Raw genomic sequence first — 22,456 nt, forward strand, 5'->3', positions numbered from 1 at the left:
GATGCCGCTTCTGCCACTGGCCTGGGCCAGCCTGCGCAATCGCCGCGCCACCGCCCTCCTCACCGTCTTCACCATCGCCGTCTCGGTGGCCCTGCTGCTGGGCGTCGAACGCTTGCGCACCGAGGCCAAGGCCAGCTTCGCCAGCACCATCGCTGGCACCGACCTGGTGGTGGGCGCCCGCTCCGGTGCGGTCAATCTGCTGCTCTACTCGGTGTTCCGCATCGGCAATGCCACCAACAACATCCGCTGGGAGAGCTACGAGAAGCTCGCCGCCGATCCCCGCGTCGCCTGGACCATCCCGCTGTCCCTCGGCGATTCCCACCGCGGCTACCGGGTGCTGGGTACCGACGGCAACTACTTCGCCCACTATCATTACGGGCGCAACCAGCCGCTGCGGCTGGCCCAGGGCCGGCCCTTCAACGACGTCTTCGAGGTGGTGCTGGGCGCCGAGGTGGCCAAGGCGTTGCACTATCAACTGGGCGACAAGGTCGTGCTGGCCCATGGTGTCGCCACCATCAGTCTGACCGAGCATAGCGACCACCCCTTCACCGTGGTCGGCATCCTCGCCCCCACCGGCACCCCGGTCGACCGCACCCTGCACATCCCGCTGAGCGGCATGACCGCCCTGCACCTGGACTGGCGCGGCGGCATGCCTGGGCCTGCGCTGAGCGACGCCGAGGTGCGCCGGCGCGATCTCACGCCCCAGGACCTCACCGCCGCCCTGGTCGGCCTCAAGAGCCGCGTGGCCACCTTTGCCGTGCAGCGCGCGGTCAACGACTACCGTGGCGAGCCGCTGCTGGCCATTCTGCCCGGCGTGGCCCTGCAGGAACTCTGGGGTCTGCTCGGCACGGCGGAACAGGCGCTGCTGGTAATGTCGCTGTGCGTGGTGCTCACCGGGCTGGTGGGCATGCTCACCGCCCTGCTCGCCAGCCTCAACGAACGACGCCGGGAGATGGCCATCCTGCGCTCGGTGGGTGCCCAGCCGCGTCATCTGTTCGGCCTGCTGCTGGCCGAAGCCCTGGTCCTCACCCTGGCCGGCTGTCTCGCCGGGCTGACGCTGCTCTATGGCGCCATCGCCTTGGGCCGGCCCTGGCTGCTGGCGGAATACGGCCTGGCATTGCCGCTGGACTGGCCCTCGCTCTACGATGGGCAACTGCTCGGCGGTATCCTGCTCGCGGCGCTGGTGCTCGGCTGCATTCCGGCCTGGCGCGGCTGTCGCCAGGCCCTCACGGACGGGTTGTCCGTGCGTTTGTAGACGAGGCTTCCCCATGCGCCTGGCGCTTCTGCTGTTGCTCTGCTGGCTGTCCTGGGCCCAGGCCGACCCCCGCCAACTCGCCTGGCGCGAACTGGTGCCGGCCGATGCGCCGCGCTTCAATCCCGGCAGCGTCGACCACGGCCTTGGCGAAGACGGCCCGGCCGCCAGCCAGCCCTGGCCGGACGCGCCCACGGTGGCCGCCCTCGACGGCCAGGAGGTGCGCCTGCCCGGCTACGTGGTGCCGTTGATGGTCACCGAAGAGGGCGAGGTCACCGAATTCCTGCTGGTCCCCTATTACGGCGCCTGCATCCACGTACCACCGCCGCCCGGCAATCAGATCGTCTACGTCAAGGGGGGCAGCCACGACCTCTGGCTGTCCAAGCTGCACCTGCCCTACTGGGTCGAAGGCCGCCTGGGCGTAGGCACCCAGCGCAGCGAGGTGGCCGTCGCCGGCTACTGGCTGCAGGCCCAGCGCATCCAGCCCTATATCCTCAAGGGCGACGGCTCCTGAGGGATCTGCCCTGCGCTTGAGCGAGATCAAGAGTCCGCCGTTCCGACTTCGCTAGGCTGCTCCCAGCCATTTTTCAATGCCTTAGGAGCCCTCGCCATGCGTCCTCTCTTCCGTCTCAGCCTGCTCGCCCTCGCGCTGGCCGCCCCCTTCGCCCAGGCCCACCAGGCCGGCGACATCATCCTGCGCGCCGGCGCCATCACCGTGGATCCCCACGAGCGCAGCTCCGACGTCAAGATCGACAGAGGCGCCCTGAGTGGCGCCAATCTGGGCGGCAAGGCGACCATGGACAGCGACACCCAGCTGGGGCTGAACGTCGCCTACATGCTGACCGACCACCTGGGCCTCGAATTGCTCGCAGCCACGCCCTTCGAGCACCAGGTCAACATCAAGGGCACCGGGCTCGACGCCGCCAATGGTAAGCTGGGCAGCCTCAAGCACCTGCCGCCGACGCTGAGCCTGGTCTACTACCCGCTGGACGCCAAGGCGACGTTCCAGCCCTATGTCGGCGCTGGCCTCAACTACACCTGGATCTATGACGAGCACGTCGGCAGCGGCGCCAGCGCGGCCGGCTTCGACAATTTCCGCGCCGACAACTCCTGGGGCTGGTCCGCCCAGGTCGGCGCCGATCTCATGCTCACCGACCGGGTGATGCTCAATGCCCAGATCCGCTACATCGACATCGCCACCACTGCCCACGTCGACAACACCGCCCTCGGCGCCCGCGCCAAGGTCGATCTGGACGTGGATCCCTGGGTCTACATGGTCGGCCTGGGCTATCGCTTCTAGGCCACCGCCAGCCGCTCGCGCCTTAGGTTGGCGCCGAGACGGCTCCAGCGGCGAAGCTCAACAGGCCAGGACTTGCCCCTGGCCTCGTCCGCTAGTCCCGCAGCAGCGCCGCCAGCCCTGTGCCCATGGCGGTAGGCTGGCTGAAGTCGAAGCGTTCGCGCAGACGGCGGTTATCCGCCTTCGAATGGCGGATGTCTCCCGCCCGCGCGGCCCCATGGGTCACCTGCGGCAGGCCACCGAGCACCTGGCCGATCTCCGCCAGCAGGCCGTTCAGGCTGATGGTCTCACCACGCCCCACGTTCACCGCCCCGGCCGTTACTTCGCAGGCTTCCAGCGCCTGCACCAGGATGCCCACCAGATCGGCGACATAGACGAAATCGCGGGTCTGCTCGCCGTCGCCGAACACCGTGATCGGCGTCTGGCGGCGGGCACGCTCGGTAAAGATGCTGATCACCCCGGAATAGGGCGAAGACGGATCCTGCCGCGGGCCGTAGATGTTGAAAAAGCGGAAGATCGCCGGCTCCAGCCCGTGCTCGCGGCGATAGAAGTCGAAGTAGTACTCGCCGGCCAGCTTGTCGGCCGCATAGGGCGTCAGCGGCGCCTTGGGCAGCTCTTCGTCGATGGCCTGGCCCTGACCGTTGGCGCCATAGACCGCCGCGCTGGAGGCATAGACCACGCGCTTGATGCCGGCCTTGCGCATGGCCTCGCACAGATTCAGGGTGCCGATGAAATTGGCTCGGTGGGTCCCCACCGGGTCTTCCACCGATGCCTGCACCGAGGCCACCGCGGCCAGGTGCACCACCGCGGCACAGCCGGCCACCGCGGCTTCCAGCGTCGTGGCATCGGCCACGTCGCCCACCCGCAGTTCGATCCGGTCGTTGTCCAGCGGCAGATTCTCGCGCTTGCCGGTGCTCAGATCGTCCAGCACTCGCACCCGTCGGCCCCGCGCCAACAGCGCGTCGGCCAGATGGGAGCCGATGAAACCGGCACCGCCAGTGATCAGAATAGGCGCATCACTCATGGAAACCTACCTTGTCCTGCCGAAAGCCCTGCAACAGCGCGGGCAGCTCTTGCTGCCAGCGCCGCGCCTTGATTCCAAAGGTGTTGAGCAGCTTGCGACTGATCAACACCCCCTGTTGTGGTTCTTCCCCGGCATCCGCGCGCTCGAGGTGCGTCACCTCCTGCAATTCGCAGCGCACCGGCCGGTCGAACTCCTGCCAGAGCTGGGCGACGGTCTCGGCCAGGCCCAATTCCGATACCGCTTCCTGGGCGCCGTAGTGATAGGTCCCCCAGAGCGGCGCGCCGCAGTCGAGCTGCTTGACCACGGCCAGCAATACCCGCGCGGCATCGCCCACGGTGGTCGGATTGCCGCGCCGGTCGCCCGCCATCGGCACCACCTGCTCGGTACCCAGCTGCTGCAGCAGACGCCCCAGGCGCCCGTCGCGGGAGTCGTCCAGCACCCAACCCAGGCGCAGCAGGATATGCATCGGGCACAGCGCCCGCACCAGTTGCTCGACCCGCCAGAGCGCTTCGCCACGCGCCCCGGGGGGCCGTGGAAGATCCTTTTCACTATAGCCGGCCACGCGCGAGCCATCGAACAGCTGATAACTGGACGGTTGGATCAGCGGAATCTGATAGTGCTGGCAGAGGCCTGCCAGGCGCTGGACGGCCAGCGCCTGGCGCTGCATCAGGGCCGGGACGAAGTCCGCGGTCTGCAACCAGTCGCGGTAGTAGGCGAGATTGATCACCGCTCCCGGCCGTACCCGGTCGAGGACCTCGGTCAGTCCGGCAGCGTACCAGCCCTCCGCGGGAGTCTCGGGGGCGACGAATTCGATGCCCGCTTCGGCACCGGCGGCGAGTAGCGCCTTGCCCAGGGCGCTCTCCCCGCCCACTACTAGAAGACGCATACGCATGTGTTGGAACAGCCTTCAAACCAGCTTGGACAGGCGTCGAAAGATTCGACGGACATCGGTCAACATAGCGCGTCGCGCCAACCTTGCTCAAGCACCGGCGGCAACCGCTGCCGGTTCCTGGCGGGTTTGTTCGCGCAGGGTATGGTTGCCGGCGCTTTTCAGATTGGGCAGCAACCGGCAGATCAGCGCCAGCTGGGTGCACACCAGTCGATAGCCGTCGTCGTTGTCATCCGCCGCGGCTTCCAGTTGGTCGGCCAGGCTGCTTTCCTCTTCGGCGGTCGGCGGCAGACTGCGCCGCTCCGCCACTGCGGCGGCGATGGCCTCCATGCCCTCGGCGATACGGGTCACGGCGCGCTCCACCAGGGCATCGTGCTCGGCCGCCTCCAGCTGGCGACGGTGCGCGCCCAGGGCCGACAGATAACCCAGCAAGGTGTTGGACAGCGCCAGATAGCGAAAGCCCGCTTCCAGGTTGCGCCGAAAATGCCCGGGATCGCGCAGCATGTTGGCCAGCGCCGCCGACAGCGTCGCATCGGCATTGTGGGCGTTGCGCCGCGCCACGCGGTAATCGAGGTCGTCGCGCTTGCCGGTGCGGTACTGCTCGTGCAACCGGCGCAGATAGAGGGCGTTGGTGCGCAGGGTGTTGGCCATCACCAGATGCAGGCGGCGCCCCTGCCAGTCCGGCAGGACGAAGAACACCGCCAGTACCGCGATCAGGCAACCCAGCAGGGTATCCAGCAGCCGTGGCCAGATCAGCATGAAGCCGTTGCCCACCTGGTTGAAGCAGAACAGCACCATCAGGGTGATGGCGGCGGTGGCGATGGTGTAGCGATCGGTCCGGGTGATGAAGAACACCAGACCGGCGACCAGCGCCAGCAGCAGCTGGATCTCCGGCTGGGCGAACAGCTCCAGCAGGGCACTGCCCAGCAACAGCCCGATCACCGTGCCAACGATCCGCTGCACCAGCCGCACCCGGGTCGCCCCGTACTGCGGCCGGCAGACGAACACCGTGGTCAGCAGGATCCAGTAGCCGTTGACCGGGTGGATCAGGTGCAGCACGCCATAGCCGGCCATCAGCGCCAGCGCCATGCGCAGGCCATGGCGGAACAGCAGCGAGGTCGGGGTCAGCTGCAGGCGGATACGCTGGAACACCTCGCGCAGCGAACGCGCCGCCGGATCCAGCAGGCTGGTATCCAGATCCGCCGCGCCCGAGTCGCTGTTGCCCGCCTCGGAAAATTGCCGCTCCAGGGTCGAGAGATTGTGCCCGAGCAGGTCCAGGGAGCGCAGCAGGCCGCGCCAGCGCGGATTCTGCTGCTGCTTGAGATACTCCAACGAGGCCTGCAGATCGGTCAGCCCCTGCTGACTCTGCTGGCCATATTCGAAGGGCTGACCGAGGCGGATCGCCTCGCCCATGTTGCGGCAGGCCGCGGCCTGCAGCTTGAGCAGGCGCTGGCAGCGAAAGAGGATGTCGCTATGAAAGAACGCCTCGGTCAGGGCGCTGTAGGGATAGTGCGAGGAGCTGGCGCGCTCGTGGATGTCCTGCGCCATGAAATACAGGCGGAAGTAGCGCCCTGAACGCGCGCCCGGCCGACCCGAGCGGCCGAAGCGATTGAGGATGGTCGCCTTGGCCTGGTTCAGCGCCTGCACCACCTTGCCGTTCTGCTGGGCCAGCAGCACCCGCCGCCGATGCAGATCCACCCCGCGCACCGGTTCGAGCATCTCCGCCTTGAGCCGGAGCAAGGTCTCCAGCTCGCCATAGAGTGCGGACAGATTCTGCCGCACCGGTTGATGGGCGAACAGCGCGCACCAGAGCACCGAGAGCAGGCCGTACCACAGCGCCCCGGCCAGCAGGTGCGCCGGCTCGTACCACAACGGCACCTGGGTACCCAGCCGCTGATCCACACCGATCATGGCGTAGATCGACAGGATCACCGTGGCCTGGGCGATGGACGCATAGCGCTCGCCGATGGCGCCGAGCATGGTCAGGCTGAAGGTGGCCAGGCCCAGCCCCACCACAAAGATCCAGGGATAGGGAAACAGCAGTTCGACCGCGAAGGCGGCCACCGCGAAGCACAGCAGCGTGACCACCAGCGACTTGAGACGGCCCAGCCAGCTGTCATCGGTTTCCGCCAGGGCGCTGGCGATGATGCCGAGAAACACCGGCGACAACGCGCGCAGGTCGCCCAGCGACCAGCAGACGGCCATGGCGCCGCTCAGGGCGACAAAGACGCGAACGCCATAGCTGGCCTTTTCGTGCGCCCAGAGCTGGCGCAAAGACACTCCAAACACAGTCATGACGGGAGAGCGAGCCTCGTGTTTTCGCGCTTGATGCGAACCTTAGCACTGCGACGTCGCAAGTGGCGTCCGAGACAGCCTTTCCCGCACTTTTTTAGCGGCGAAAAAAAGCCCGGCATCCGCCGGGCTCCTTCGACCCCCTTGGGTCAGGCCACTTCGCTGGGATCCATCCCCAGTCCTTTGGCGATACCCATGCCATAGGCAGGATCGGCCTTGAGGAAGTGACCGATCTGCCGCAGCTGGACATCCCGGGTCACCGCAGCCATGGCACCGACGATATTGTCGATCAGCAACGCCTGCTGGTCCGCGCTCATCAGGCGGAACAGGGCACCGGCCTGACTGTAGTAATCCTCGTCCACCCGGTGGTCGTAGCGATCGGCCGGACCGGCGAAATTCAGCGCCGGCTCGCGATATTGCGGCGCCTGCCTGGGCGTATGGCCATAGCTGTTGGGCTCGTAGTTCGGCTGGGAACCGCCATTGCCATCGAATCTCATGGCCCCGTCACGCTGGTTGTTGGCATAGGGGCAGCGCGGCGCATTGACCGGCAACTGCTGGTAGTTGGTTCCCACCCGATAGCGCTGGGCATCGGCATAGGCGAACACCCGTCCCTGCAGCATGCGGTCCGGCGACAGGCCGATGCCCGGCACCACGTTGCTTGGCGCGAAGGACGCCTGCTCCACCTCGGCGAAGTAGTTCTGCGGATTGCGATTGAGCTCCAGCAGGCCCACCTCCTGCAACGGATAGTCCTGCTGCGACCAGACCTTGGTGACGTCGAAGGGATTTTCGGCGCGACCAGCCGCTTCCTGCTCGCTCATCACCTGGATGCACAGCTTCCAGCGGGGGAATTCGCCGCGCTCGATGGCCTGGAACAGGTCGCGCTGGCTGTAGTCCGGATCGCTCCCGGCCAGACGTGCGGCCTCGGTCGGCGCCAGGTTCCTGATCCCCTGCTGGCTCTTGAAGTGAAACTTCACGAAGTGCCGTTCGCCCTGGGCATTGATCAGGCTGAAGGTATGGCTGCCGAATCCATGCATGAAGCGATAGCCATCCGGGATGCCGCGATCGGAAAACAGGATGGTCACCTGATGCAGCGATTCCGGCGACAGCGACCAGAAGTCCCACATCATCTGCGGACTCTTCAGATTGCTCCAGGGATCGCGCTTCTGGGTGTGGATGAAGTCGGGAAACTTCAGCGGATCGCGGATGAAGAACACCGGCGTGTTGTTACCCACGATGTCCCAGTTGCCTTCTTCGGTATAGAACTTGAGGGCGAAGCCACGCGGATCACGCTCGGTATCCGCCGAGCCACGCTCACCGCCCACGGTGGAAAAGCGCAAGAGAGTCTCGGTCTGCTTGCCGATACTGGCGAACAGCTTGGCGCTGGAGAGATGCGTGATGTCCTGGGTGACGGTGAAGGTGCCATAGGCGGCGGAACCCTTGGCGTGCACGCGTCGCTCGGGAATGACCTCACGATTGAAGTGGGCCAGCTTCTCGATCAGATGGAAGTCGTCGAGCATCAGCGGACCGCGCGGGCCGGCGGTACGGGAATTCTGGTTGTCGGCCACCGGAATGCCGCTGGCGGTGGTGAGGATCTTGGTATCGGTCACAGGTTGTCTCCCTTGAATAGCGCTTGCTGATCGCGTGGGAGAAGTATCGCCAAGGCAATACTTTAGGACTAATTTATTGATCCTAGCATCCTGATAGAAAATCCAAGCAGAAGTGCCCTGCTTGCAGCTCGCCAAACGCCAGGCATGAAAAAGCCGGGCAAGAGCCCGGCTTTTTCCAGAACAGCGCTACTTATTCAGCAGCTTGTTCCACGGTACCGCCGACCGGACGGTCGATCAGCTCGACGTACGCCATAGGCGCATTGTCGCCAGCGCGGAAGCCGCACTTCAGGATACGCAGGTAGCCACCCGGACGGTTGGCGTAGCGCTTGCCCAGGTCGTTGAACAGCTTGCCAACGGCAGCTTTCGAACGGGTGCGGTCGAAAGCCAGACGACGGTTGGCGACGCTGTCTTCCTTGGCCAGGGTGATCAGCGGCTCGGCAACGCGGCGCAGTTCCTTGGCTTTCGGCAGGGTAGTTTTGATCAGCTCGTGCTCGAACAGCGACACAGCCATGTTCTGGAACATGGCCTTGCGATGTGCGCTCGTGCGGCTCAGATGACGACCACTTTTACGATGACGCATGATTGAAATTCCTTCCCAAACTATCGTTCGGTGAACAATGACGATCAGGCAGTAGCCTTGTCGTCCTTCTTAAGGCTTGCAGGGGGCCAGTTGTCCAGGCGCATACCGAGCGACAGACCACGCGAGGCCAGAACGTCCTTGATTTCGGTCAGGGACTTCTTGCCCAGGTTCGGGGTCTTGAGCAGCTCCACTTCGGTACGCTGAATCAGGTCACCGATGTAGTAGATGTTCTCCGCCTTGAGGCAGTTGGCCGAACGGACGGTCAGTTCCAGATCGTCCACCGGACGCAGCAGGATCGGATCGATCTCGTCTTCCTGCTCGACCACGACCGGCTCGCTGTCGCCCTTGAGGTCGACGAAGGCTGCCAGCTGCTGCTGCAGGATAGTGGCGGCACGACGGATGGCTTCTTCCGGATCCAGGGTACCGTTGGTTTCCAGGTCAAGCACGAGCTTGTCAAGGTTGGTACGCTGTTCGACCCGGGCGTTTTCCACCACATAGGCCACGCGACGAACCGGGCTGAACGTAGCATCGAGCTGGAGACGACCGATTGCGCGGGTTTCGTCTTCTTCGCTCTGACGCGCGTCGGCGGGCTCATAGCCACGACCGCGAGCGATTTTCAGCTTCATGTTCAGCGAACCGTTGTCCGCCAGGTGGGCGATGACGTGATCGCCGTTGACGATCTCGACGTCGTGATCGACCTGAATGTCAGAGGCCAGAACCGGCCCCTGACCTTTCTTGCTCAGGCTCAGGGTGACTTCGTCACGGCCGTGCAACTTGATGGCCAGACCCTTGAGATTGAGCAGGATCTCGATCACGTCTTCCTGCACGCCTTCGATGGCGCTGTACTCGTGCAGGACACCGTCGATCTCTGCTTCGACTACCGCGCAGCCAGGCATGGAGGACAACAGGATACGCCGCAGCGCGTTGCCCAAGGTATGGCCGAAACCACGCTCGAGAGGCTCGAGGGTGATCTTGGCACGGGTCTGACTAACCGCCTGCACATCGATATGGCGGGGGGTCAGGAACTCATTTACCGAACTCTGCATGGATGCACCTACTTTCTAGCCCTTACTTGGAGTAGAGCTCGACAATCAGGTTTTCGTTGATGTCGGCGGAGAGATCACCACGGGCCGGCACGCTCTTGAAGGTGCCTTCCTTTTTCTCGGTGCTCACTTCGACCCACTCAACCCGGCCACGCTGGCCGCACAGCTCGAGAGCTTGAGCGATACGCAGCTGGTTTTTGGCCTTTTCACGGACCGCGACGACGTCGCCGACCTTGACCTGATAGGAGGGAATGTTGACGGTCTGACCGTTGACGGTGATCGACTTGTGGGAGACCAGCTGGCGCGATTCAGCGCGAGTGGCACCAAAGCCCATGCGATACACCACGTTGTCCAGACGGCATTCGAGCAGTTGCAGCAGGTTTTCACCGGTAGCACCCTTGCGACGGGCGGCTTCCTGGTAGTAACCGGCGAACTGACGCTCGAGGACGCCATAGATACGGCGGACTTTCTGCTTTTCACGCAGCTGCAGACCGTAGTCGGACAGACGACCGCGACGCTGACCATGCTGGCCAGGAACGGTTTCCAGCTTGCACTTCGAGTCGAGGGCACGAGCGCCGCTCTTCAGGAAGAGGTCAGTGCCTTCGCGGCGGGACAGTTTGCACTTGGGACCAATGTAACGAGCCATTTCTCACTGTCTCCTATTACACGCGACGCTTCTTCGGCGGACGGCACCCGTTATGCGGGATAGGCGTCACGTCGGTGATGCTGGCGATCTTGTAACCACAGGCATTCAGGGCGCGAACAGCGGACTCACGGCCGGGGCCGGGACCTTTGACGTTCACGTCCAGATTCTTCAGACCATATTCCAGAGCGGCTTGGCCGGCGCGTTCGGCTGCAATCTGGGCAGCGAACGGGGTGCTCTTACGGGAGCCACGGAAGCCGGAGCCACCGGAGGTCGCCCAGGACAATGCATTGCCCTGACGATCGGTGATGGTCACGATGGTGTTGTTGAAAGACGCATGGATGTGGGCGATGCCATCAACCACTGTCTTTTTGACTTTCTTACGAGGACGAGCAGCAGGTTTTGCCATGACTAGATTCCTGTCGATTCGCGGATGCGATTACTTGCGGATCGGCTTGCGCGGGCCCTTACGGGTACGGGCATTGGTCTTGGTGCGCTGACCACGGACCGGCAGACCACGGCGGTGACGCAGACCGCGGTAGCAACCCAGATCCATCAGGCGCTTGATGTTCATGTTGATTTCGCGGCGCAGGTCACCCTCGGTGAGGATTTTGGCGACCTCGTTACGCAGCTGATCGACCTGCTCGTCGCTCAGTTCTTTGATCTTGGCGGTCGGCTGGATGCCGGTGGCCGCGCAGATCTTCTGAGAGGTGGTGCGACCGACACCATAGATGTAGGTCAGCGAGATAACAGTGTGTTTGTTATCTGGAATGTTGACGCCTGCAATACGGGCCATTCAGAAAAACTCCAATTGACAGCTACCGACGCCCCGGAAGCCAAGAAAAGGGCGCGCGATATTAACGCTGTAGGAACAAATGATCAACCCGGCAGCACACTAGCTGCCGGGTTAGACGCGTGATTCACACTCAGCCTTGGCGCTGCTTGTGACGCGGTTCAGCGCTGCAGATCACGCGCACGACGCCTTCGCGGCGAATGATCTTGCAGTTACGGCACAGCTTCTTGACCGATGCACGAACTTTCATGACAACTCCTCTAACCTTACGGGTAACGGATCAGCGCATCATGCCGCCGCCGTAGCCCTTCAGGTTGGCTTTCTTCATCAGGGACTCGTATTGATGAGATACGAGATGGGATTGGACCTGAGACATGAAGTCCATGACCACTACCACCACGATCAGCAACGACGTCCCACCGAGATAGAACGGCACGTTCGCCGCGACCACCAGGAACTGGGGCAACAAGCACACCGCCGTCATGTACAGGGCACCGAACATGGTCAGTCGGGTCAGCACGCCATCGATATAGCGCGCGGACTGCTCACCAGGACGAATACCCGGAATGAACGCTCCGGATTTCTTCAGGTTCTCGGCCACGTCCTTGGGGTTGAACATCAGCGCTGTATAGAAGAAGCAGAAGAAAATGATCCCCGCACTAAACAGCAAGATGTTCAGCGGCTGACCGGGAGCGATGGCCTGAGCCACGTCCTGCAACCAGCCGAGACCTTCGGACTGACCGAACCACGAACCTAGCGATGCCGGGAACAGCAGGATGCTGCTGGCGAAGATCGCCGGGATGACCCCAGCCATGTTCACCTTGAGCGGCAGATGGCTGTTCTGCGCCGCGAAGACCTTGCGGCCCTGCTGACGTTTGGCGTAGTGCACGGCAATACGACGCTGCCCACGCTCGATGAACACCACGAAGGCGATGATGGCAACCGCCACCACACCCACCATGATCAGCGCGAAGATGTTGATATCGCCCTGCCGTGCCGACTCGAAGGACTGACCGATGGCGCGGGGCAAGCCCGCGACGATACCGGCGAAGATCAGCATCGAGATGCCATTGCCGATACCACGCTCGGTGATCTGCTCACCCAGCCACATCATGAACAGCGCGCCGGCGACAAACGTGGTGACAGCGACGAAGTAGAAGCTGAAGCCCACGCTGAACGCGACGCCCTGACTGGCGAGTCCTACCGACATCCCGGTGGCCTGAACGAGCGCCAGAACCAGCGTGCCGTAACGGGTGTACTGGCTGATCTTGCGACGACCAGACTCACCCTCTTTCTTCAATTGCTCCAGCTGTGGGCTGATGGCGGTAAGCAGCTGCATGATGATCGAGGCCGAGATGTACGGCATGATCCCCAGTGCAAAGATGCTCATCCGCTCCAGCGCACCGCCAGAGAACATGTTGAAGAGGCTAAGAATGGTCCCCTCGTTCTGCCTGAACAGTGCGGCCAGCTGATCGGGATTGATACCCGGAACAGGGATGTGCGCACCGATCCTGTAGACGATGATCGCCAGGAACAGGAATCGGAGGCGGGTCCACAGCTCGGACATACCACCGGTCTTGCTGAGCGCAGAGAGAGCACCTTGCTTAGCCATTTATTCCTCGATCTTGCCGCCAGCTGCTTCGATGGCTGCACGTGCGCCCTTGGTGGCACGAATGCCCTTCAGGGTGACGGCACGAGTGACGTCGCCGGACAGCACAACCTTGACACGCTTGATGTCGCGGCTGATCACGTTGGCGTCTTTCAGCGCCTGCAGATCGACCACATCGACATCAACCTTGGCCAGCTCGGAGGTACGAACCTCGGCACGGTCCAGGGCTTTCAGCGAGACGAAGCCGAACTTCGGCAAACGACGGTGCAGCGGCTGCTGGCCACCCTCGAACCCGGGGGCAACCTTGCCACCGGAACGGGAGGTCAGACCCTTGTGGCCGCGGCCACCGGTCTTGCCCAGGCCGCTACCGATACCACGACCGGGACGCAGCTTCTCGCGGCGAGCGCCGGGAGCGGAACGCAGATCATTCAGTTTCATGACTTAACCCTCCACACGCAGAAGGTAGTAGGCCTTGTTGATCATGCCGCGATTTTCAGGGGTGTCCTGAACTTCGACGGTGTGACCGATGCGACGCAGGCCGAGACCCTTGACGCAAGCCTTGTGATTGGCCAGACGGCCGTGGACGCTCTTGATCAGCGTGACCTTGACGGTTGCGTTAGCCATGATCAGAGAATCTCCTCGACGCTCTTGCCACGCTTGGCGGCAACAGCTTCCGGCGCCTGCATGTGCTTGAGACCTTCAAAGGTCGCGTACACAACGTTTACCGGGTTGGTGGAGCCGTAGCACTTGGCCAGGACGTTCTGCACACCAGCGACTTCCAGGACGGCGCGCATGGCACCGCCGGCGATGATGCCGGTACCGTCGGAAGCGGGCTGCATGTACACCTTGGAGGCGCCATGGGCGGCCTTGACCGGGTACTGCAGGGTAGTGCCGTTCAGATCCACCTGGATCATGTTGCGGCGAGCAGCTTCCATAGCCTTCTGGATGGCGGCAGGCACTTCACGGGCCTTGCCACGGCCGAAGCCAACGCGGCCTTTGCCATCGCCAACCACGGTCAGAGCGGTGAAGGCGAAGATACGGCCGCCTTTCACGGTTTTGGCTACGCGGTTAACTTGAACCAGCTTCTCGATATAGCCTTCGTCGCGCTTTTGATCGTTATTTGCCATGACTTAGAACTCCAGCCCGCCTTCACGAGCAGCGTCGGCCAGCGCTTTGACGCGACCATGGTACTTGAAGCCAGAACGATCAAAGGCCACCTGGGTAACGCCAGCGGCCTTGGCACGCTCGGCGACCAGCAGACCAACTTTCTTGGCCGCCTCGACGTTGCTGGTAGCGCTTTCGCGCAGTTCTTTGTCCAGCGTAGAAGCGCTGGCCAGGACCTTGCTGCCGTCGGCCGCGATGACCTGGGCATAGATGTGCTGGGAAGAGCGGTACACGCACAGACGGACCACTTCCAGCTCGCGCATCTTCAGGCGAGCCTTGCGAGCGCGACGCAGTCGGGTTTCTTTCTTGACGGTCATTTGCTATGCCCTACTTTTTCTTGGCTTCTTTACGGTGGACGACTTCGTCGGCATACCGTACACCCTTGCCCTTGTAAGGCTCCGGCGGACGGAAACCACGAATCTCAGCCGCAACCTGGCCGACCAGCTGCTTGTCGATACCCTTGATCAGGATTTCGGTCTGGTTGGGGGTTTCTGCGGTGATGCCTTGCGGCAGGTCGTAGTCCACGGGGTGAGAGAAGCCCAGAGCGAGGTTCAGCACCTGACCTTTGGCCTGGGCCTTGTAGCCCACACCGACCAGTTGCAGCTTGCGCTCGAAGCCCTGGCTAACGCCGACCACCATGTTGTTGACCAGGGCACGGGTAGTGCCGGCCATCGCACGGGTCTGCTGATCGCCATTGCGAGCAGCGAAACGCAGCTCACCGGACTCTTGAGTGACTTCAACGGACGGATGGACCTTCAGTTCCAGAGCGCCCTTTGCACCCTTGATCGAAAGAGCCTGACCGGCCAGATTAACTTCGACGCCTGCAGGCAGTCTTACCGGGTTTTTAGCAACGCGAGACATGCTGATTCCCCTTAGAAGACTGTGCAGAGCACTTCGCCGCCAACACCAGCAGCACGGGCTGCGCGATCAGTCATCACACCTTTGTTGGTGGAAACGATCGACACGCCCAGACCGCCACGCACTTTCGGCAGCTGGTCAACGGCTTTGTACTGGCGCAGACCGGGACGGCTGCTACGCTTCAGCTCTTCGATGACAGGCTTGCCTTCGAAGTACTTCAGCTCGATGGACAGCGACGGCTTGGATTCCGCGCTGACCTGAAAATCCGCGATGTAACCTTCGTCCTTGAGGACTTTGGCAACGGCAGCCTTCAGCTTGGAAGAAGGCATGCTCACAACGGCCTTTTCAGCCATCTGGGCATTACGGATACGAGTTAGCATGTCTGCTAACGGGTCCTGCATACTCATGGGCTATTAGCTCCTAATACAGAAATTGAGCCTACCGGCTCTCAAAATCACCCCTCGGCAATAGGCCGATTCGGGCGAGCCGAGCATTCTAGAGACCAGCCTGAAACGAATCAAGCCCCAAAAGGGGCTTGATTCAATTACCGCGATGAAAGGCGCTAGCTGTTACCAGCTGGCCTTCACCAGGCCGGGCACGTCACCGCGCATGGCTGCTTCACGCAGCTTGATGCGGGACAGACCGAACTTGCGGTACACGCCGTGCGGACGACCGGTCAGGCGGCAGCGGTTACGCATGCGGCTGGCGCTGGCGTCACGGGGCTGCTTCTGCAGGGCGACCTGGGCATTCCAACGGTCCTCGGGGGAGGCGTTGACATTACCGATGGTCGCCTTCAGCTCGGCGCGCTTCTTGGCGTACTTGGCAACCGTCTGCTGACGCTTCAGCTCGCGGTTAATCATGCTTTGCTTAGCCATCTGAAGACCTCAATCAGTTACGGAACGGGAAGTTGAACGCGCGCAGCAGCGCACGGCCTTCCTCGTCGGTACGAGCGGTGGTGGTCAGAGTGATATCCATACCACGCAGCGCATCGATCTTGTCGTAATCGATTTCCGGGAAGATGATCTGCTCTTTCACGCCCATGCTGTAGTTGCCACGACCATCGAAGGACTTGGCATTCAGGCCGCGGAAGTCACGCACGCGCGGCAGGGAGATGGACAGAAGACGATCCAGGAATTCATACATGCGATCGCTACGCAGGGTCACCTTGACGCCGATCGGCCAGCCTTCGCGAATCTTGAAGCCAGCAATGGAGTTGCGGGCATAAGTCACGACCGGCTTTTGACCAGCGATCTTTTCCAGGTCAGCTACAGCGTTGTCGATGATCTTCTTGTCACCGACTGCTTCGCCCAGACCCATGTTCAAGGTGATCTTGGTGATGCGCGGAACTTCCATCACGTTACCCAGCTGAAGCTGCTCTTTCAGCTTGGGCGCGATTTCCTTCCGATAAATCTCTTTCAATCGAGCCATGGTGATCTACCTAGCAGCTTCAGGCCTGGACCGCTTTTTGGGTCGACTTGAAGATACGAATCTTCTTGCCGTCTTCGACTTTGAAACCAACGCGGTCAGCCTTGTTGGTCTCGGAGTTGAAAATGGCAACGTTGGAGACATGCAGAGGGGCTTCTTTCTCTACGATGCCACCCTGAACACCCAGCATGGGGTTGGGCTTGGTGTGGCGTTTGATCAGGTTGACCCCACCAACGACCAGACGGTCATCAGCGAGCACCTTCAGCACCTTGCCACGCTTGCCCTTATCCTTGCCGGCAATGACGATTACCTCGTCGTCACGACGAATCTTTTGCATGTCGGCTACTCCTTACAGCACTTCGGGGGCAAGGGAGACGATCTTCATGAACTTCTCGGAGCGAAGTTCACGGGTCACCGGCCCAAAGATACGGGTGCCAATCGGCTCTTGCTTGTTGTTCAGCAGAACCGCGGCGTTGCCGTCGAAGCGGATGATGGAACCGTCGGTGCGGCGGACGCCGTGCTTGGTACGCACGACGACTGCAGTCATCACCTGACCTTTCTTCACCTTGCCGCGCGGAATTGCTTCCTTGACGGTGACTTTGATGATGTCGCCAATGCCGGCGTAACGGCGGTGGGAACCGCCGAGCACCTTGATGCACATCACGCGACGAGCGCCGCTGTTGTCGGCGACGTCAAGCATGGATTGAGTCTGGATCATGGCTCTCTACCCTTATACCTGAACGGCGCGCTCGACGACGTCAACCAGGGTCCACGCCTTGGTCTTGGCCAGCGGGCGGGTTTCGCGAATGGTGACCAGGTCACCAATGCGGCACTGATTGGTTTCGTCGTGAGCGTGCAGCTTGGTGGAACGCTTCACGTATTTGCCGTAGATCGGGTGCTTGACGCGACGCTCGATCAGTACGGTGACGGTTTTGTCCATCTTGTCGCTGACCACTCGGCCGGTCAGCGTACGGACAGTTTTTTCAGCTTCAGCCATGATCACTTACCTGCTTGCTGGTTCAGCACAGTCTTGACGCGAGCGATGTCGCGCTTCACTTGCGAGAGCATGTGAGACTGACCCAACTGGCCAGTTGCCTTCTGCATACGCAGATTGAACTGGTCACGCAGCAGGTTGAGAAGCTGCTCGTTCAGCTCCTCTACGGATTTCTCACGCAAATCTTTCGCTTTCATCACATCACCGTCCGCTTAACAAAGGAGGTTTCGAGCGGAAGCTTGGCAGCGGCCAGGGCAAATGCCTGACGAGCCAGATCCTCGGAAACACCCTCGATCTCGTACAGGACCTTGCCCGGCTGGATCTGGGCTACCCAGTACTCGACACTACCCTTACCTTTACCCATCCGCACTTCGAGAGGCTTCTTGGTGACAGGCTTGTCAGGGAAGACGCGGATCCAGATCTTGCCGCCACGCTTCACGTGACGGGTCAGCGCACGACGTGCGGATTCGATCTGGCGAGCGGTCAGACGGCCACGGCCGACAGCCTTCAGCGCGTACTCGCCGAAGCTGACCTTGCTACCGCGATGAGCCAGACCACGGTTGTGGCCGGTCATCTGCTTGCGGAATTTTGTACGCTTGGGTTGCAGCATGTTGCGTACTCCTTACTTAGCAGCAGCTTTTTTGCGCGGAGCCGGGGCGACGGGCTTGAGCTCTTCCTGGCGGCCACCAATGACCTCACCCTTGAAGATCCAGACCTTCACACCGATCACACCGTAAGTGGTGTGAGCTTCCGCAGTGGCGTAGTCGATATCGGCACGCAGGGTGTGCAGGGGCACACGACCTTCGCGATACCACTCGGTACGGGCGATTTCAGCACCGCCCAGACGACCGCTCACCTGAATCTTGATGCCTTTGGCACCAATGCGGATCGCGTTCTGCACGGCGCGCTTCATGGCACGACGGAACATCACACGACGCTCAAGCTGCTGCGCAACGCTCTGCGCAACCAGGGCACCGTCGAGCTCCGGCTTGCGGATCTCTTCGATGTTGATGTGCACGGGCACACCCATTCTTGCGGTCAGGTCCTGACGCAGCTTCTCGACATCCTCACCTTTCTTGCCAATCACGATACCGGGACGGGCGGTGTGGATGGTGATGCGTGCGGTTTGAGCCGGGCGATGAATATCGATACGGCTTACGGACGCGCTTTTTAGTTTGTCCTGGAGGTACTCACGAACCTTCAGGTCGGCCAGCAGATAGTCCGCATAAGTGCGCTTATCCGCGTACCAGACCGAAGTGTGCTCCTTGACGATACCCAGGCGAATGCCATTGGGATGTACTTTCTGACCCATCTGATCGACTCCGTTACTTGTCCGCAACCTTGACCGTGATATGGCAAGACCGCTTCACGATGCGATCAGCACGACCTTTGGCACGCGGCATGATGCGCTTGAGCGAACGACCTTCGTTTACGAAGACAGTGGAAACCTTCAGGTCGTCCACGTCGGCGCCTTCATTGTGCTCGGCGTTGGCTACAGCCGACTCCAGCACCTTCTTCATGATTTCAGCGGCTTTCTTGCTGCTGAAAGTCAACAGGTTGAGCGCTTCGCCCACCTTCTTCCCGCGGATCTGGTCGGCGACCAAGCGGGCTTTCTGGGCGGAGATACGAGCGCCCGACAGCTTAGCGGCTACTTCCATCTTCCTTACCCCTTAACGCTTGGCTTTCTTGTCAGCCGCATGACCGCGATAGGTGCGGGTAGCAGCGAACTCGCCGAGTTTGTGGCCGACCATGTCTTCGTTCACCAGAACGGGGACATGTTGACGACCGTTGTGCACAGCGATGGTCAGACCGACCATCTGCGGCAGGATCATCGAACGACGCGACCAGGTCTTGATCGGTTTGCGTTCGTTCTTTTCCACCGCGACTTCGATCTTCTTCAACAGGTGAAGATCGATAAAAGGACCTTTCTTCAGAGAACGGGGCACAGTCGAATCCTCTACTGATTACTTGCCGCGACGGACAATCATCTTGTCGGTACGCTTGTTGGAGCGCGTCTTGAGACCCTTGGTCTTGACGCCCCACGGCGAAACCGGATGACGGCCACCGGAAGTACGACCTTCACCACCACCGTGCGGGTGATCGACCGGGTTCATGGCAACACCACGAACGGTCGGACGCACGCCGCGCCAGCGGGTGGCACCGGCCTTACCCAGCGAACGCAGGCTGTGCTCACCGTTGGACACTTCGCCCAGGGTGGCACGGCACTCGGACAGCACCTTGCGCATTTCACCGCTGCGCAGACGCACGGTGACGTAGGCGCCTTCGCGGGCGACCAGCTGAGCGGAGGTACCCGCGGAGCGAGCGATCTGAGCACCTTTGCCAGGCTTCAGCTCGATACCGTGGATGGTGCTACCGACCGGCACGTTACGCAGCGGCAGGTTGTTGCCAGCCTTGATGGGCGCGCCAGCGCCGGACAGCAGCTGGTCACCGGCAGCAACGCCCTTGGGGGCGAGGATGTAGCGACGCTCGCCATCGGCGTACTTCAGCAGAGCGATGTGCGCAGTACGGTTCGGATCGTATTCGATACGCTCAACGACGGCAGGGATGCCATCCTTGTTGCGACGGAAATCGACCAGACGGTAGTGCTGCTTGTGACCACCGCCGATGTGGCGAGTGGTGATACGACCATTGTTGTTACGGCCGCCGGACTTGCTCTTCTTCTCCAGCAAAGGAGCGTAGGGCGCGCCTTTGTGCAGATCGGAGTTGACCACCTTGACCACAAAGCGGCGGCCAGCGGAGGTCGGCTTGCATTTTACGATTGCCATGATGCCCCCTGATTACTCGGCGCTGCTGGAGAAGTCGAGATCCTGGCCCGGCTGGAGCGCGATGTACGCTTTTTTCCAGTCGTTACGCTTGCCCAGACCGCGAGCGGTACGCTTGGTCTTGCCCTGGACGTTCAGGGTGCTGACGCTGCGAACCTTGACCTCGAACAGCTGCTCGACGGCCTTCTTGATTTCCAGCTTGGTTGCATCGGTGGCAACCTTGAATACGAACTGCTTCTGGCTGTCCGCCAGCATGGTGGCCTTCTCGGAGATGTGCGGGCCAAGCAGCACTTTGAATACGCGTTCCTGGTTCATGCCAGCAGCTCCTCGAATTTCTTCACGGCGGACACAGTGACCAGCACCTTGTCGTAGGCGATGAGGCTGACCGGGTCGGAACCCTGGACATCACGCACGTCGACGAAAGGCAGGTTGCGGGCGGCCAGATACAGGTTCTGGTCGACAGCGTCGGTCACGATCAGCACGTCGCTCAGGCCCAGGCCGTCCAGCTTGCTGACCAGGGTCTTGGTCTTGGGCGCGTCGACGGCGAAGTCGTCAACCACGACCAGACGATCCAGACGGACCAGCTCGGCGAGGATGGAGCGCAGTGCAGCGCGATACATCTTCTTGTTCAGCTTCTGGCTGTGATCCTGGGGCTTGGCTGCGAAAGCCACGCCACCGGAGCGCCAGATGGGGCTGCGGATGGTACCGGCACGGGCACGACCGCTGCCCTTCTGACGCCAGGGCTTCTTGCCGCCACCACGGACTTCGGAACGGGTCTTCTGGGCACGGGTGCCCTGACGACCGCCAGCCATGTAGGCCACGACTGCCTGGTGAACCAGGGTCTCGTTGAATTCACCGCCGAAGGTGTGCTCAGAGACTTCGATAGCTTGAGAGCCATTCACATTGAGTTGCATGTTCTCTCTCCTCTCAACCACGGGCCTTGACAGCGGGACGCACGATCACGTCACCACCCGGCGCGCCGGGGACGGCACCCTTGACCAGCAGCAGGTTGCGCTCGGCGTCTACACGCACGACTTCCAGCGACTGAACGGTTACACGCTCCGCACCCAGGTGACCGGACATTTTCTTGCCCTTGAACACTCGACCAGGAGTCTGGCACTGGCCGATGGAACCAGGTGCACGGTGGGAAACGGAGTTACCGTGGGTGTTGTCCTGACCACGGAAGTTCCAGCGCTTGATGGTACCGGCGTAGCCCTTACCTTTGGACTGACCCGTGACATCAACCATCTGACCGGCTTCGAACAGGGCTACGGTAACTTCGTCACCTGCCTTGTACTCACCGTCTTCCAGGCGGAATTCGAGGACGCTACGACCAGCAGCAACGCTGGCCTTGGCGAAGTGACCGGCTTGCGCCTTGGTCACGCGGGAAGCACGACGCTCGCCCACGGTTACCTGAATGGCACGATAGCCATCGGTTTCTTCGCTCTTGAATTGGGTTACGCGATTCGGCTCGATCTCAATGACCGTGACCGGAACGGAAACGCCTTCTTCGGTGAAAACGCGGGTCATACCGCATTTACGACCGACTAAACCAATCGTCATGTTGAGAACCTCTTGAGTGTACGGGGCTTTCACCCGCTATGGCCGCCCATTTCAGAGCGTTACACGACTGAAACCTTGACGGTCTCAGCCGAGGCTGATTTGCACTTCAACGCCAGCGGCGAGATCGAGCTTCATCAGCGCATCGACGGTCTTGTCGGTGGGCTGAACGATGTCGAGCACACGCTTGTGGGTACGAATTTCGTACTGGTCACGAGCGTCCTTGTTGACGTGCGGAGAAATCAGCACTGTGTAACGTTCCTTGCGGGTAGGCAGAGGAATCGGACCACGCACCTGAGCACCAGTACGTTTCGCAGTTTCTACGATTTCCTGGGTGGATTGATCGATCAGGCGATGATCAAAAGCCTTCAACCGAATACGGATTTGTTGATTTTGCATTTGACCTCAGACTCCAAGCTTTCCTCTCGGACAAAAAGGTGCCCGATTAAAGGAGGCGCAATTCTAAGGATGTCGCCAGCGGCTGTCAAGAACGCCTCTTTTGCCATCTGTCAATTTCACCAGGCAAGAAAAAAGGCCCCGAAGGGCCTTTTTTCGTTTCAGATCAATCGATTACTCGATGATCTTGGCGACCACGCCGGCGCCGACGGTACGACCGCCTTCACGGATGGCGAAACGCAGACCG

General features: G+C 61.6%; 35 protein-coding genes and 1 pseudogene. 3 read left to right on the forward strand and 33 right to left on the reverse strand.

Annotated features, from left to right (window positions below; translation table 11 throughout):
- Window position 1 precedes the first annotated feature (1 nt).
- From GSQ95_RS19085 to GSQ95_RS19095, 3 genes are all read left to right on the forward strand, one after another.
- Window positions 2-1,255 (forward strand): ABC transporter permease, encoded by a 1,254-nt coding sequence (locus tag GSQ95_RS19085; RefSeq protein WP_158889841.1) that lies wholly within the window; start codon window positions 2-4, stop codon window positions 1,253-1,255.
- A gap of 13 nt (window positions 1,256-1,268) precedes the next feature.
- Window positions 1,269-1,766, forward strand: coding sequence for a DUF3299 domain-containing protein (locus GSQ95_RS19090; protein ID WP_158889843.1), 498 nt, complete (start codon window positions 1,269-1,271; stop codon window positions 1,764-1,766).
- A gap of 96 nt (window positions 1,767-1,862) precedes the next feature.
- The gene (locus GSQ95_RS19095; protein ID WP_027601114.1) at window positions 1,863-2,552 is read left to right on the forward strand and encodes an OmpW family protein; all 690 of its coding nucleotides are present in this window, start codon (window positions 1,863-1,865) and stop codon (window positions 2,550-2,552) included.
- Window positions 2,553-2,643: 91 nt separating this feature from the next.
- Here GSQ95_RS19095 and GSQ95_RS19100 read toward each other — a convergent pair whose 3' ends face one another.
- From GSQ95_RS19100 to GSQ95_RS19260, 33 genes and pseudogenes are all read right to left on the reverse strand, one after another.
- Window positions 2,644-3,573 carry an NAD-dependent epimerase/dehydratase family protein gene (locus GSQ95_RS19100; RefSeq protein WP_158889845.1) on the reverse strand — a complete coding sequence of 310 codons (930 nt, stop codon included), beginning with the start codon at window positions 3,571-3,573 and terminating at the stop codon, window positions 2,644-2,646.
- On the reverse strand, window positions 3,566-4,465 hold the full coding sequence (locus GSQ95_RS19105) for a sugar nucleotide-binding protein (protein ID WP_372240038.1): 900 nt from the start codon (window positions 4,463-4,465) through the stop codon (window positions 3,566-3,568). The genes GSQ95_RS19100 and GSQ95_RS19105 overlap by 8 nt, the downstream gene beginning before the upstream one ends.
- Before the next feature lie 87 nt (window positions 4,466-4,552).
- Window positions 4,553-6,757: a YccS family putative transporter gene (yccS, locus tag GSQ95_RS19110; RefSeq protein ID WP_178118359.1), complete on the reverse strand. Its 2,205-nt coding sequence runs from the start codon at window positions 6,755-6,757 to the stop codon at window positions 4,553-4,555.
- A gap of 146 nt (window positions 6,758-6,903) precedes the next feature.
- Entirely contained in the window at window positions 6,904-8,361 is a 1,458-nt protein-coding gene (locus tag GSQ95_RS19115; RefSeq protein ID WP_158889847.1) for a catalase, read from the reverse strand.
- A gap of 190 nt (window positions 8,362-8,551) precedes the next feature.
- On the reverse strand, window positions 8,552-8,941 hold the full coding sequence (gene rplQ, locus GSQ95_RS19120; RefSeq protein ID WP_007161227.1) for a 50S ribosomal protein L17: 390 nt from the start codon (window positions 8,939-8,941) through the stop codon (window positions 8,552-8,554).
- A gap of 44 nt (window positions 8,942-8,985) precedes the next feature.
- A complete protein-coding gene (rpoA, locus tag GSQ95_RS19125) occupies window positions 8,986-9,987 on the reverse strand; it encodes a DNA-directed RNA polymerase subunit alpha (protein ID WP_017640290.1) in 1,002 nt (333 codons plus the stop codon).
- Between the two features lie 22 nt (window positions 9,988-10,009).
- Window positions 10,010-10,630 carry a 30S ribosomal protein S4 gene (gene rpsD, locus GSQ95_RS19130; protein ID WP_017640289.1) on the reverse strand — a complete coding sequence of 207 codons (621 nt, stop codon included), beginning with the start codon at window positions 10,628-10,630 and terminating at the stop codon, window positions 10,010-10,012.
- Between the two features lie 16 nt (window positions 10,631-10,646).
- Window positions 10,647-11,036 (reverse strand): 30S ribosomal protein S11, encoded by a 390-nt coding sequence (gene rpsK / locus GSQ95_RS19135; RefSeq protein WP_003281811.1) that lies wholly within the window; start codon window positions 11,034-11,036, stop codon window positions 10,647-10,649.
- Window positions 11,037-11,066: 30 nt separating this feature from the next.
- Window positions 11,067-11,423, reverse strand: coding sequence for a 30S ribosomal protein S13 (rpsM, locus tag GSQ95_RS19140; RefSeq protein WP_017640288.1), 357 nt, complete (start codon window positions 11,421-11,423; stop codon window positions 11,067-11,069).
- A gap of 130 nt (window positions 11,424-11,553) precedes the next feature.
- A complete protein-coding gene (gene rpmJ, locus GSQ95_RS19145; protein ID WP_002555468.1) occupies window positions 11,554-11,670 on the reverse strand; it encodes a 50S ribosomal protein L36 in 117 nt (38 codons plus the stop codon).
- Between the two features lie 30 nt (window positions 11,671-11,700).
- Complete coding sequence (gene secY, locus GSQ95_RS19150) at window positions 11,701-13,032, reverse strand: preprotein translocase subunit SecY (protein WP_133860560.1); 1,332 nt, start codon at window positions 13,030-13,032, stop codon at window positions 11,701-11,703.
- On the reverse strand, window positions 13,033-13,467 hold the full coding sequence (rplO, locus tag GSQ95_RS19155) for a 50S ribosomal protein L15 (protein WP_133860559.1): 435 nt from the start codon (window positions 13,465-13,467) through the stop codon (window positions 13,033-13,035). It lies immediately after the preceding gene.
- 3 nt (window positions 13,468-13,470) lie between these two features.
- Window positions 13,471-13,653, reverse strand: coding sequence for a 50S ribosomal protein L30 (rpmD, locus tag GSQ95_RS19160; protein ID WP_007161233.1), 183 nt, complete (start codon window positions 13,651-13,653; stop codon window positions 13,471-13,473).
- Window positions 13,654-13,655: 2 nt separating this feature from the next.
- Window positions 13,656-14,156, reverse strand: coding sequence for a 30S ribosomal protein S5 (rpsE, locus tag GSQ95_RS19165; protein WP_007161234.1), 501 nt, complete (start codon window positions 14,154-14,156; stop codon window positions 13,656-13,658).
- Between the two features lie 3 nt (window positions 14,157-14,159).
- Window positions 14,160-14,510 (reverse strand): 50S ribosomal protein L18, encoded by a 351-nt coding sequence (rplR, locus tag GSQ95_RS19170; protein WP_007161235.1) that lies wholly within the window; start codon window positions 14,508-14,510, stop codon window positions 14,160-14,162.
- A gap of 10 nt (window positions 14,511-14,520) precedes the next feature.
- Window positions 14,521-15,054 carry a 50S ribosomal protein L6 gene (rplF, locus tag GSQ95_RS19175; protein ID WP_017640286.1) on the reverse strand — a complete coding sequence of 178 codons (534 nt, stop codon included), beginning with the start codon at window positions 15,052-15,054 and terminating at the stop codon, window positions 14,521-14,523.
- An 11-nt stretch (window positions 15,055-15,065) separates the two neighbouring features.
- Window positions 15,066-15,458, reverse strand: coding sequence for a 30S ribosomal protein S8 (gene rpsH / locus GSQ95_RS19180; protein ID WP_017640285.1), 393 nt, complete (start codon window positions 15,456-15,458; stop codon window positions 15,066-15,068).
- Between the two features lie 162 nt (window positions 15,459-15,620).
- Window positions 15,621-15,926, reverse strand: a complete 306-nt coding sequence (gene rpsN / locus GSQ95_RS19185; RefSeq protein ID WP_017640284.1) for a 30S ribosomal protein S14 — start codon at window positions 15,924-15,926, stop codon at window positions 15,621-15,623.
- A 13-nt stretch (window positions 15,927-15,939) separates the two neighbouring features.
- Window positions 15,940-16,479, reverse strand: a complete 540-nt coding sequence (gene rplE / locus GSQ95_RS19190; protein ID WP_007161239.1) for a 50S ribosomal protein L5 — start codon at window positions 16,477-16,479, stop codon at window positions 15,940-15,942.
- 19 nt (window positions 16,480-16,498) lie between these two features.
- Complete coding sequence (rplX, locus tag GSQ95_RS19195; protein WP_017640283.1) at window positions 16,499-16,813, reverse strand: 50S ribosomal protein L24; 315 nt, start codon at window positions 16,811-16,813, stop codon at window positions 16,499-16,501.
- A gap of 12 nt (window positions 16,814-16,825) precedes the next feature.
- Window positions 16,826-17,194: a 50S ribosomal protein L14 gene (gene rplN / locus GSQ95_RS19200; protein WP_007161241.1), complete on the reverse strand. Its 369-nt coding sequence runs from the start codon at window positions 17,192-17,194 to the stop codon at window positions 16,826-16,828.
- Between the two features lie 12 nt (window positions 17,195-17,206).
- Window positions 17,207-17,473, reverse strand: a complete 267-nt coding sequence (rpsQ, locus tag GSQ95_RS19205; RefSeq protein WP_007161242.1) for a 30S ribosomal protein S17 — start codon at window positions 17,471-17,473, stop codon at window positions 17,207-17,209.
- Window positions 17,474-17,475: 2 nt separating this feature from the next.
- The gene (rpmC, locus tag GSQ95_RS19210) at window positions 17,476-17,667 is read right to left on the reverse strand and encodes a 50S ribosomal protein L29 (protein ID WP_007161243.1); all 192 of its coding nucleotides are present in this window, start codon (window positions 17,665-17,667) and stop codon (window positions 17,476-17,478) included.
- Complete coding sequence (gene rplP, locus GSQ95_RS19215; RefSeq protein ID WP_017640282.1) at window positions 17,667-18,080, reverse strand: 50S ribosomal protein L16; 414 nt, start codon at window positions 18,078-18,080, stop codon at window positions 17,667-17,669. The genes rpmC and rplP overlap by 1 nt, the downstream gene beginning before the upstream one ends.
- A gap of 12 nt (window positions 18,081-18,092) precedes the next feature.
- Window positions 18,093-18,782 (reverse strand): 30S ribosomal protein S3, encoded by a 690-nt coding sequence (gene rpsC, locus GSQ95_RS19220; protein ID WP_007161245.1) that lies wholly within the window; start codon window positions 18,780-18,782, stop codon window positions 18,093-18,095.
- A gap of 13 nt (window positions 18,783-18,795) precedes the next feature.
- Window positions 18,796-19,128, reverse strand: a complete 333-nt coding sequence (gene rplV / locus GSQ95_RS19225; RefSeq protein ID WP_007161246.1) for a 50S ribosomal protein L22 — start codon at window positions 19,126-19,128, stop codon at window positions 18,796-18,798.
- Window positions 19,129-19,140: 12 nt separating this feature from the next.
- Window positions 19,141-19,416 (reverse strand): 30S ribosomal protein S19, encoded by a 276-nt coding sequence (gene rpsS / locus GSQ95_RS19230; protein WP_007161247.1) that lies wholly within the window; start codon window positions 19,414-19,416, stop codon window positions 19,141-19,143.
- Window positions 19,417-19,434: 18 nt separating this feature from the next.
- Window positions 19,435-20,256 (reverse strand): 50S ribosomal protein L2, encoded by an 822-nt coding sequence (gene rplB, locus GSQ95_RS19235; RefSeq protein WP_158889849.1) that lies wholly within the window; start codon window positions 20,254-20,256, stop codon window positions 19,435-19,437.
- Window positions 20,257-20,268: 12 nt separating this feature from the next.
- The gene (rplW, locus tag GSQ95_RS19240; RefSeq protein ID WP_007161249.1) at window positions 20,269-20,568 is read right to left on the reverse strand and encodes a 50S ribosomal protein L23; all 300 of its coding nucleotides are present in this window, start codon (window positions 20,566-20,568) and stop codon (window positions 20,269-20,271) included.
- Window positions 20,565-21,167, reverse strand: a complete 603-nt coding sequence (gene rplD / locus GSQ95_RS19245) for a 50S ribosomal protein L4 (protein WP_017640279.1) — start codon at window positions 21,165-21,167, stop codon at window positions 20,565-20,567. Before rplD ends, rplW begins: the two co-directional genes overlap by 4 nt.
- 13 nt (window positions 21,168-21,180) lie before the next feature.
- Window positions 21,181-21,816 (reverse strand): 50S ribosomal protein L3, encoded by a 636-nt coding sequence (gene rplC, locus GSQ95_RS19250; protein WP_007161251.1) that lies wholly within the window; start codon window positions 21,814-21,816, stop codon window positions 21,181-21,183.
- Window positions 21,817-21,900: 84 nt separating this feature from the next.
- Complete coding sequence (gene rpsJ / locus GSQ95_RS19255) at window positions 21,901-22,212, reverse strand: 30S ribosomal protein S10 (RefSeq protein WP_003243886.1); 312 nt, start codon at window positions 22,210-22,212, stop codon at window positions 21,901-21,903.
- Between the two features lie 171 nt (window positions 22,213-22,383).
- Window positions 22,384-22,456: pseudogene (locus GSQ95_RS19260) on the reverse strand (elongation factor Tu); the annotation flags it as partial.

The organism is Pseudomonas sp. BAV 4579 (assembly GCF_009765395.1).
GTDB classification, from domain to species: Bacteria; Pseudomonadota; Gammaproteobacteria; order Pseudomonadales; family Pseudomonadaceae; genus Chryseomonas; species Chryseomonas aestiva.

Excerpts from the sequence above, each read along its gene's own strand:
- GSQ95_RS19085 (WP_158889841.1), top strand. The coding sequence starts at position 2 with ATGCCGCTTCTGCCACTGGCCTGGGCCAGCCTGCGCAATCGCCGCGCC.
- GSQ95_RS19090 (WP_158889843.1), top strand. The coding sequence starts at position 1,269 with ATGCGCCTGGCGCTTCTGCTGTTGCTCTGCTGGCTGTCCTGGGCCCAG.
- GSQ95_RS19095 (WP_027601114.1), top strand. The coding sequence starts at position 1,863 with ATGCGTCCTCTCTTCCGTCTCAGCCTGCTCGCCCTCGCGCTGGCCGCC.
- GSQ95_RS19100 (WP_158889845.1), bottom strand. The coding sequence starts at position 3,573 with ATGAGTGATGCGCCTATTCTGATCACTGGCGGTGCCGGTTTCATCGGC.
- GSQ95_RS19105 (WP_372240038.1), bottom strand. The coding sequence starts at position 4,465 with ATGCGTATGCGTCTTCTAGTAGTGGGCGGGGAGAGCGCCCTGGGCAAG.
- yccS (WP_178118359.1), bottom strand. The coding sequence starts at position 6,757 with ATGACTGTGTTTGGAGTGTCTTTGCGCCAGCTCTGGGCGCACGAAAAG.
- rplQ (WP_007161227.1), bottom strand. The coding sequence starts at position 8,941 with ATGCGTCATCGTAAAAGTGGTCGTCATCTGAGCCGCACGAGCGCACAT.
- rpoA (WP_017640290.1), bottom strand. The coding sequence starts at position 9,987 with ATGCAGAGTTCGGTAAATGAGTTCCTGACCCCCCGCCATATCGATGTG.
- rpsD (WP_017640289.1), bottom strand. The coding sequence starts at position 10,630 with ATGGCTCGTTACATTGGTCCCAAGTGCAAACTGTCCCGCCGCGAAGGC.
- rpsK (WP_003281811.1), bottom strand. The coding sequence starts at position 11,036 with ATGGCAAAACCTGCTGCTCGTCCTCGTAAGAAAGTCAAAAAGACAGTG.
- rpsM (WP_017640288.1), bottom strand. The coding sequence starts at position 11,423 with ATGGCCCGTATTGCAGGCGTCAACATTCCAGATAACAAACACACTGTT.
- rpmJ (WP_002555468.1), bottom strand. The coding sequence starts at position 11,670 with ATGAAAGTTCGTGCATCGGTCAAGAAGCTGTGCCGTAACTGCAAGATC.
- secY (WP_133860560.1), bottom strand. The coding sequence starts at position 13,032 with ATGGCTAAGCAAGGTGCTCTCTCTGCGCTCAGCAAGACCGGTGGTATG.
- rplO (WP_133860559.1), bottom strand. The coding sequence starts at position 13,467 with ATGAAACTGAATGATCTGCGTTCCGCTCCCGGCGCTCGCCGCGAGAAG.
- rpmD (WP_007161233.1), bottom strand. The coding sequence starts at position 13,653 with ATGGCTAACGCAACCGTCAAGGTCACGCTGATCAAGAGCGTCCACGGC.
- rpsE (WP_007161234.1), bottom strand. The coding sequence starts at position 14,156 with ATGGCAAATAACGATCAAAAGCGCGACGAAGGCTATATCGAGAAGCTG.
- rplR (WP_007161235.1), bottom strand. The coding sequence starts at position 14,510 with ATGACCGTCAAGAAAGAAACCCGACTGCGTCGCGCTCGCAAGGCTCGC.
- rplF (WP_017640286.1), bottom strand. The coding sequence starts at position 15,054 with ATGTCTCGCGTTGCTAAAAACCCGGTAAGACTGCCTGCAGGCGTCGAA.
- rpsH (WP_017640285.1), bottom strand. The coding sequence starts at position 15,458 with ATGAGTATGCAGGACCCGTTAGCAGACATGCTAACTCGTATCCGTAAT.
- rpsN (WP_017640284.1), bottom strand. The coding sequence starts at position 15,926 with ATGGCTAAGCAAAGCATGATTAACCGCGAGCTGAAGCGTCAGCAGACG.
- rplE (WP_007161239.1), bottom strand. The coding sequence starts at position 16,479 with ATGGCTCGATTGAAAGAGATTTATCGGAAGGAAATCGCGCCCAAGCTG.
- rplX (WP_017640283.1), bottom strand. The coding sequence starts at position 16,813 with ATGCAAAAGATTCGTCGTGACGACGAGGTAATCGTCATTGCCGGCAAG.
- rplN (WP_007161241.1), bottom strand. The coding sequence starts at position 17,194 with ATGATCCAGACTCAATCCATGCTTGACGTCGCCGACAACAGCGGCGCT.
- rpsQ (WP_007161242.1), bottom strand. The coding sequence starts at position 17,473 with ATGGCTGAAGCTGAAAAAACTGTCCGTACGCTGACCGGCCGAGTGGTC.
- rpmC (WP_007161243.1), bottom strand. The coding sequence starts at position 17,667 with ATGAAAGCGAAAGATTTGCGTGAGAAATCCGTAGAGGAGCTGAACGAG.
- rplP (WP_017640282.1), bottom strand. The coding sequence starts at position 18,080 with ATGCTGCAACCCAAGCGTACAAAATTCCGCAAGCAGATGACCGGCCAC.
- rpsC (WP_007161245.1), bottom strand. The coding sequence starts at position 18,782 with ATGGGTCAGAAAGTACATCCCAATGGCATTCGCCTGGGTATCGTCAAG.
- rplV (WP_007161246.1), bottom strand. The coding sequence starts at position 19,128 with ATGGAAGTAGCCGCTAAGCTGTCGGGCGCTCGTATCTCCGCCCAGAAA.
- rplB (WP_158889849.1), bottom strand. The coding sequence starts at position 20,256 with ATGGCAATCGTAAAATGCAAGCCGACCTCCGCTGGCCGCCGCTTTGTG.
- rplW (WP_007161249.1), bottom strand. The coding sequence starts at position 20,568 with ATGAACCAGGAACGCGTATTCAAAGTGCTGCTTGGCCCGCACATCTCC.
- rplD (WP_017640279.1), bottom strand. The coding sequence starts at position 21,167 with ATGCAACTCAATGTGAATGGCTCTCAAGCTATCGAAGTCTCTGAGCAC.
- rplC (WP_007161251.1), bottom strand. The coding sequence starts at position 21,816 with ATGACGATTGGTTTAGTCGGTCGTAAATGCGGTATGACCCGCGTTTTC.
- rpsJ (WP_003243886.1), bottom strand. The coding sequence starts at position 22,212 with ATGCAAAATCAACAAATCCGTATTCGGTTGAAGGCTTTTGATCATCGC.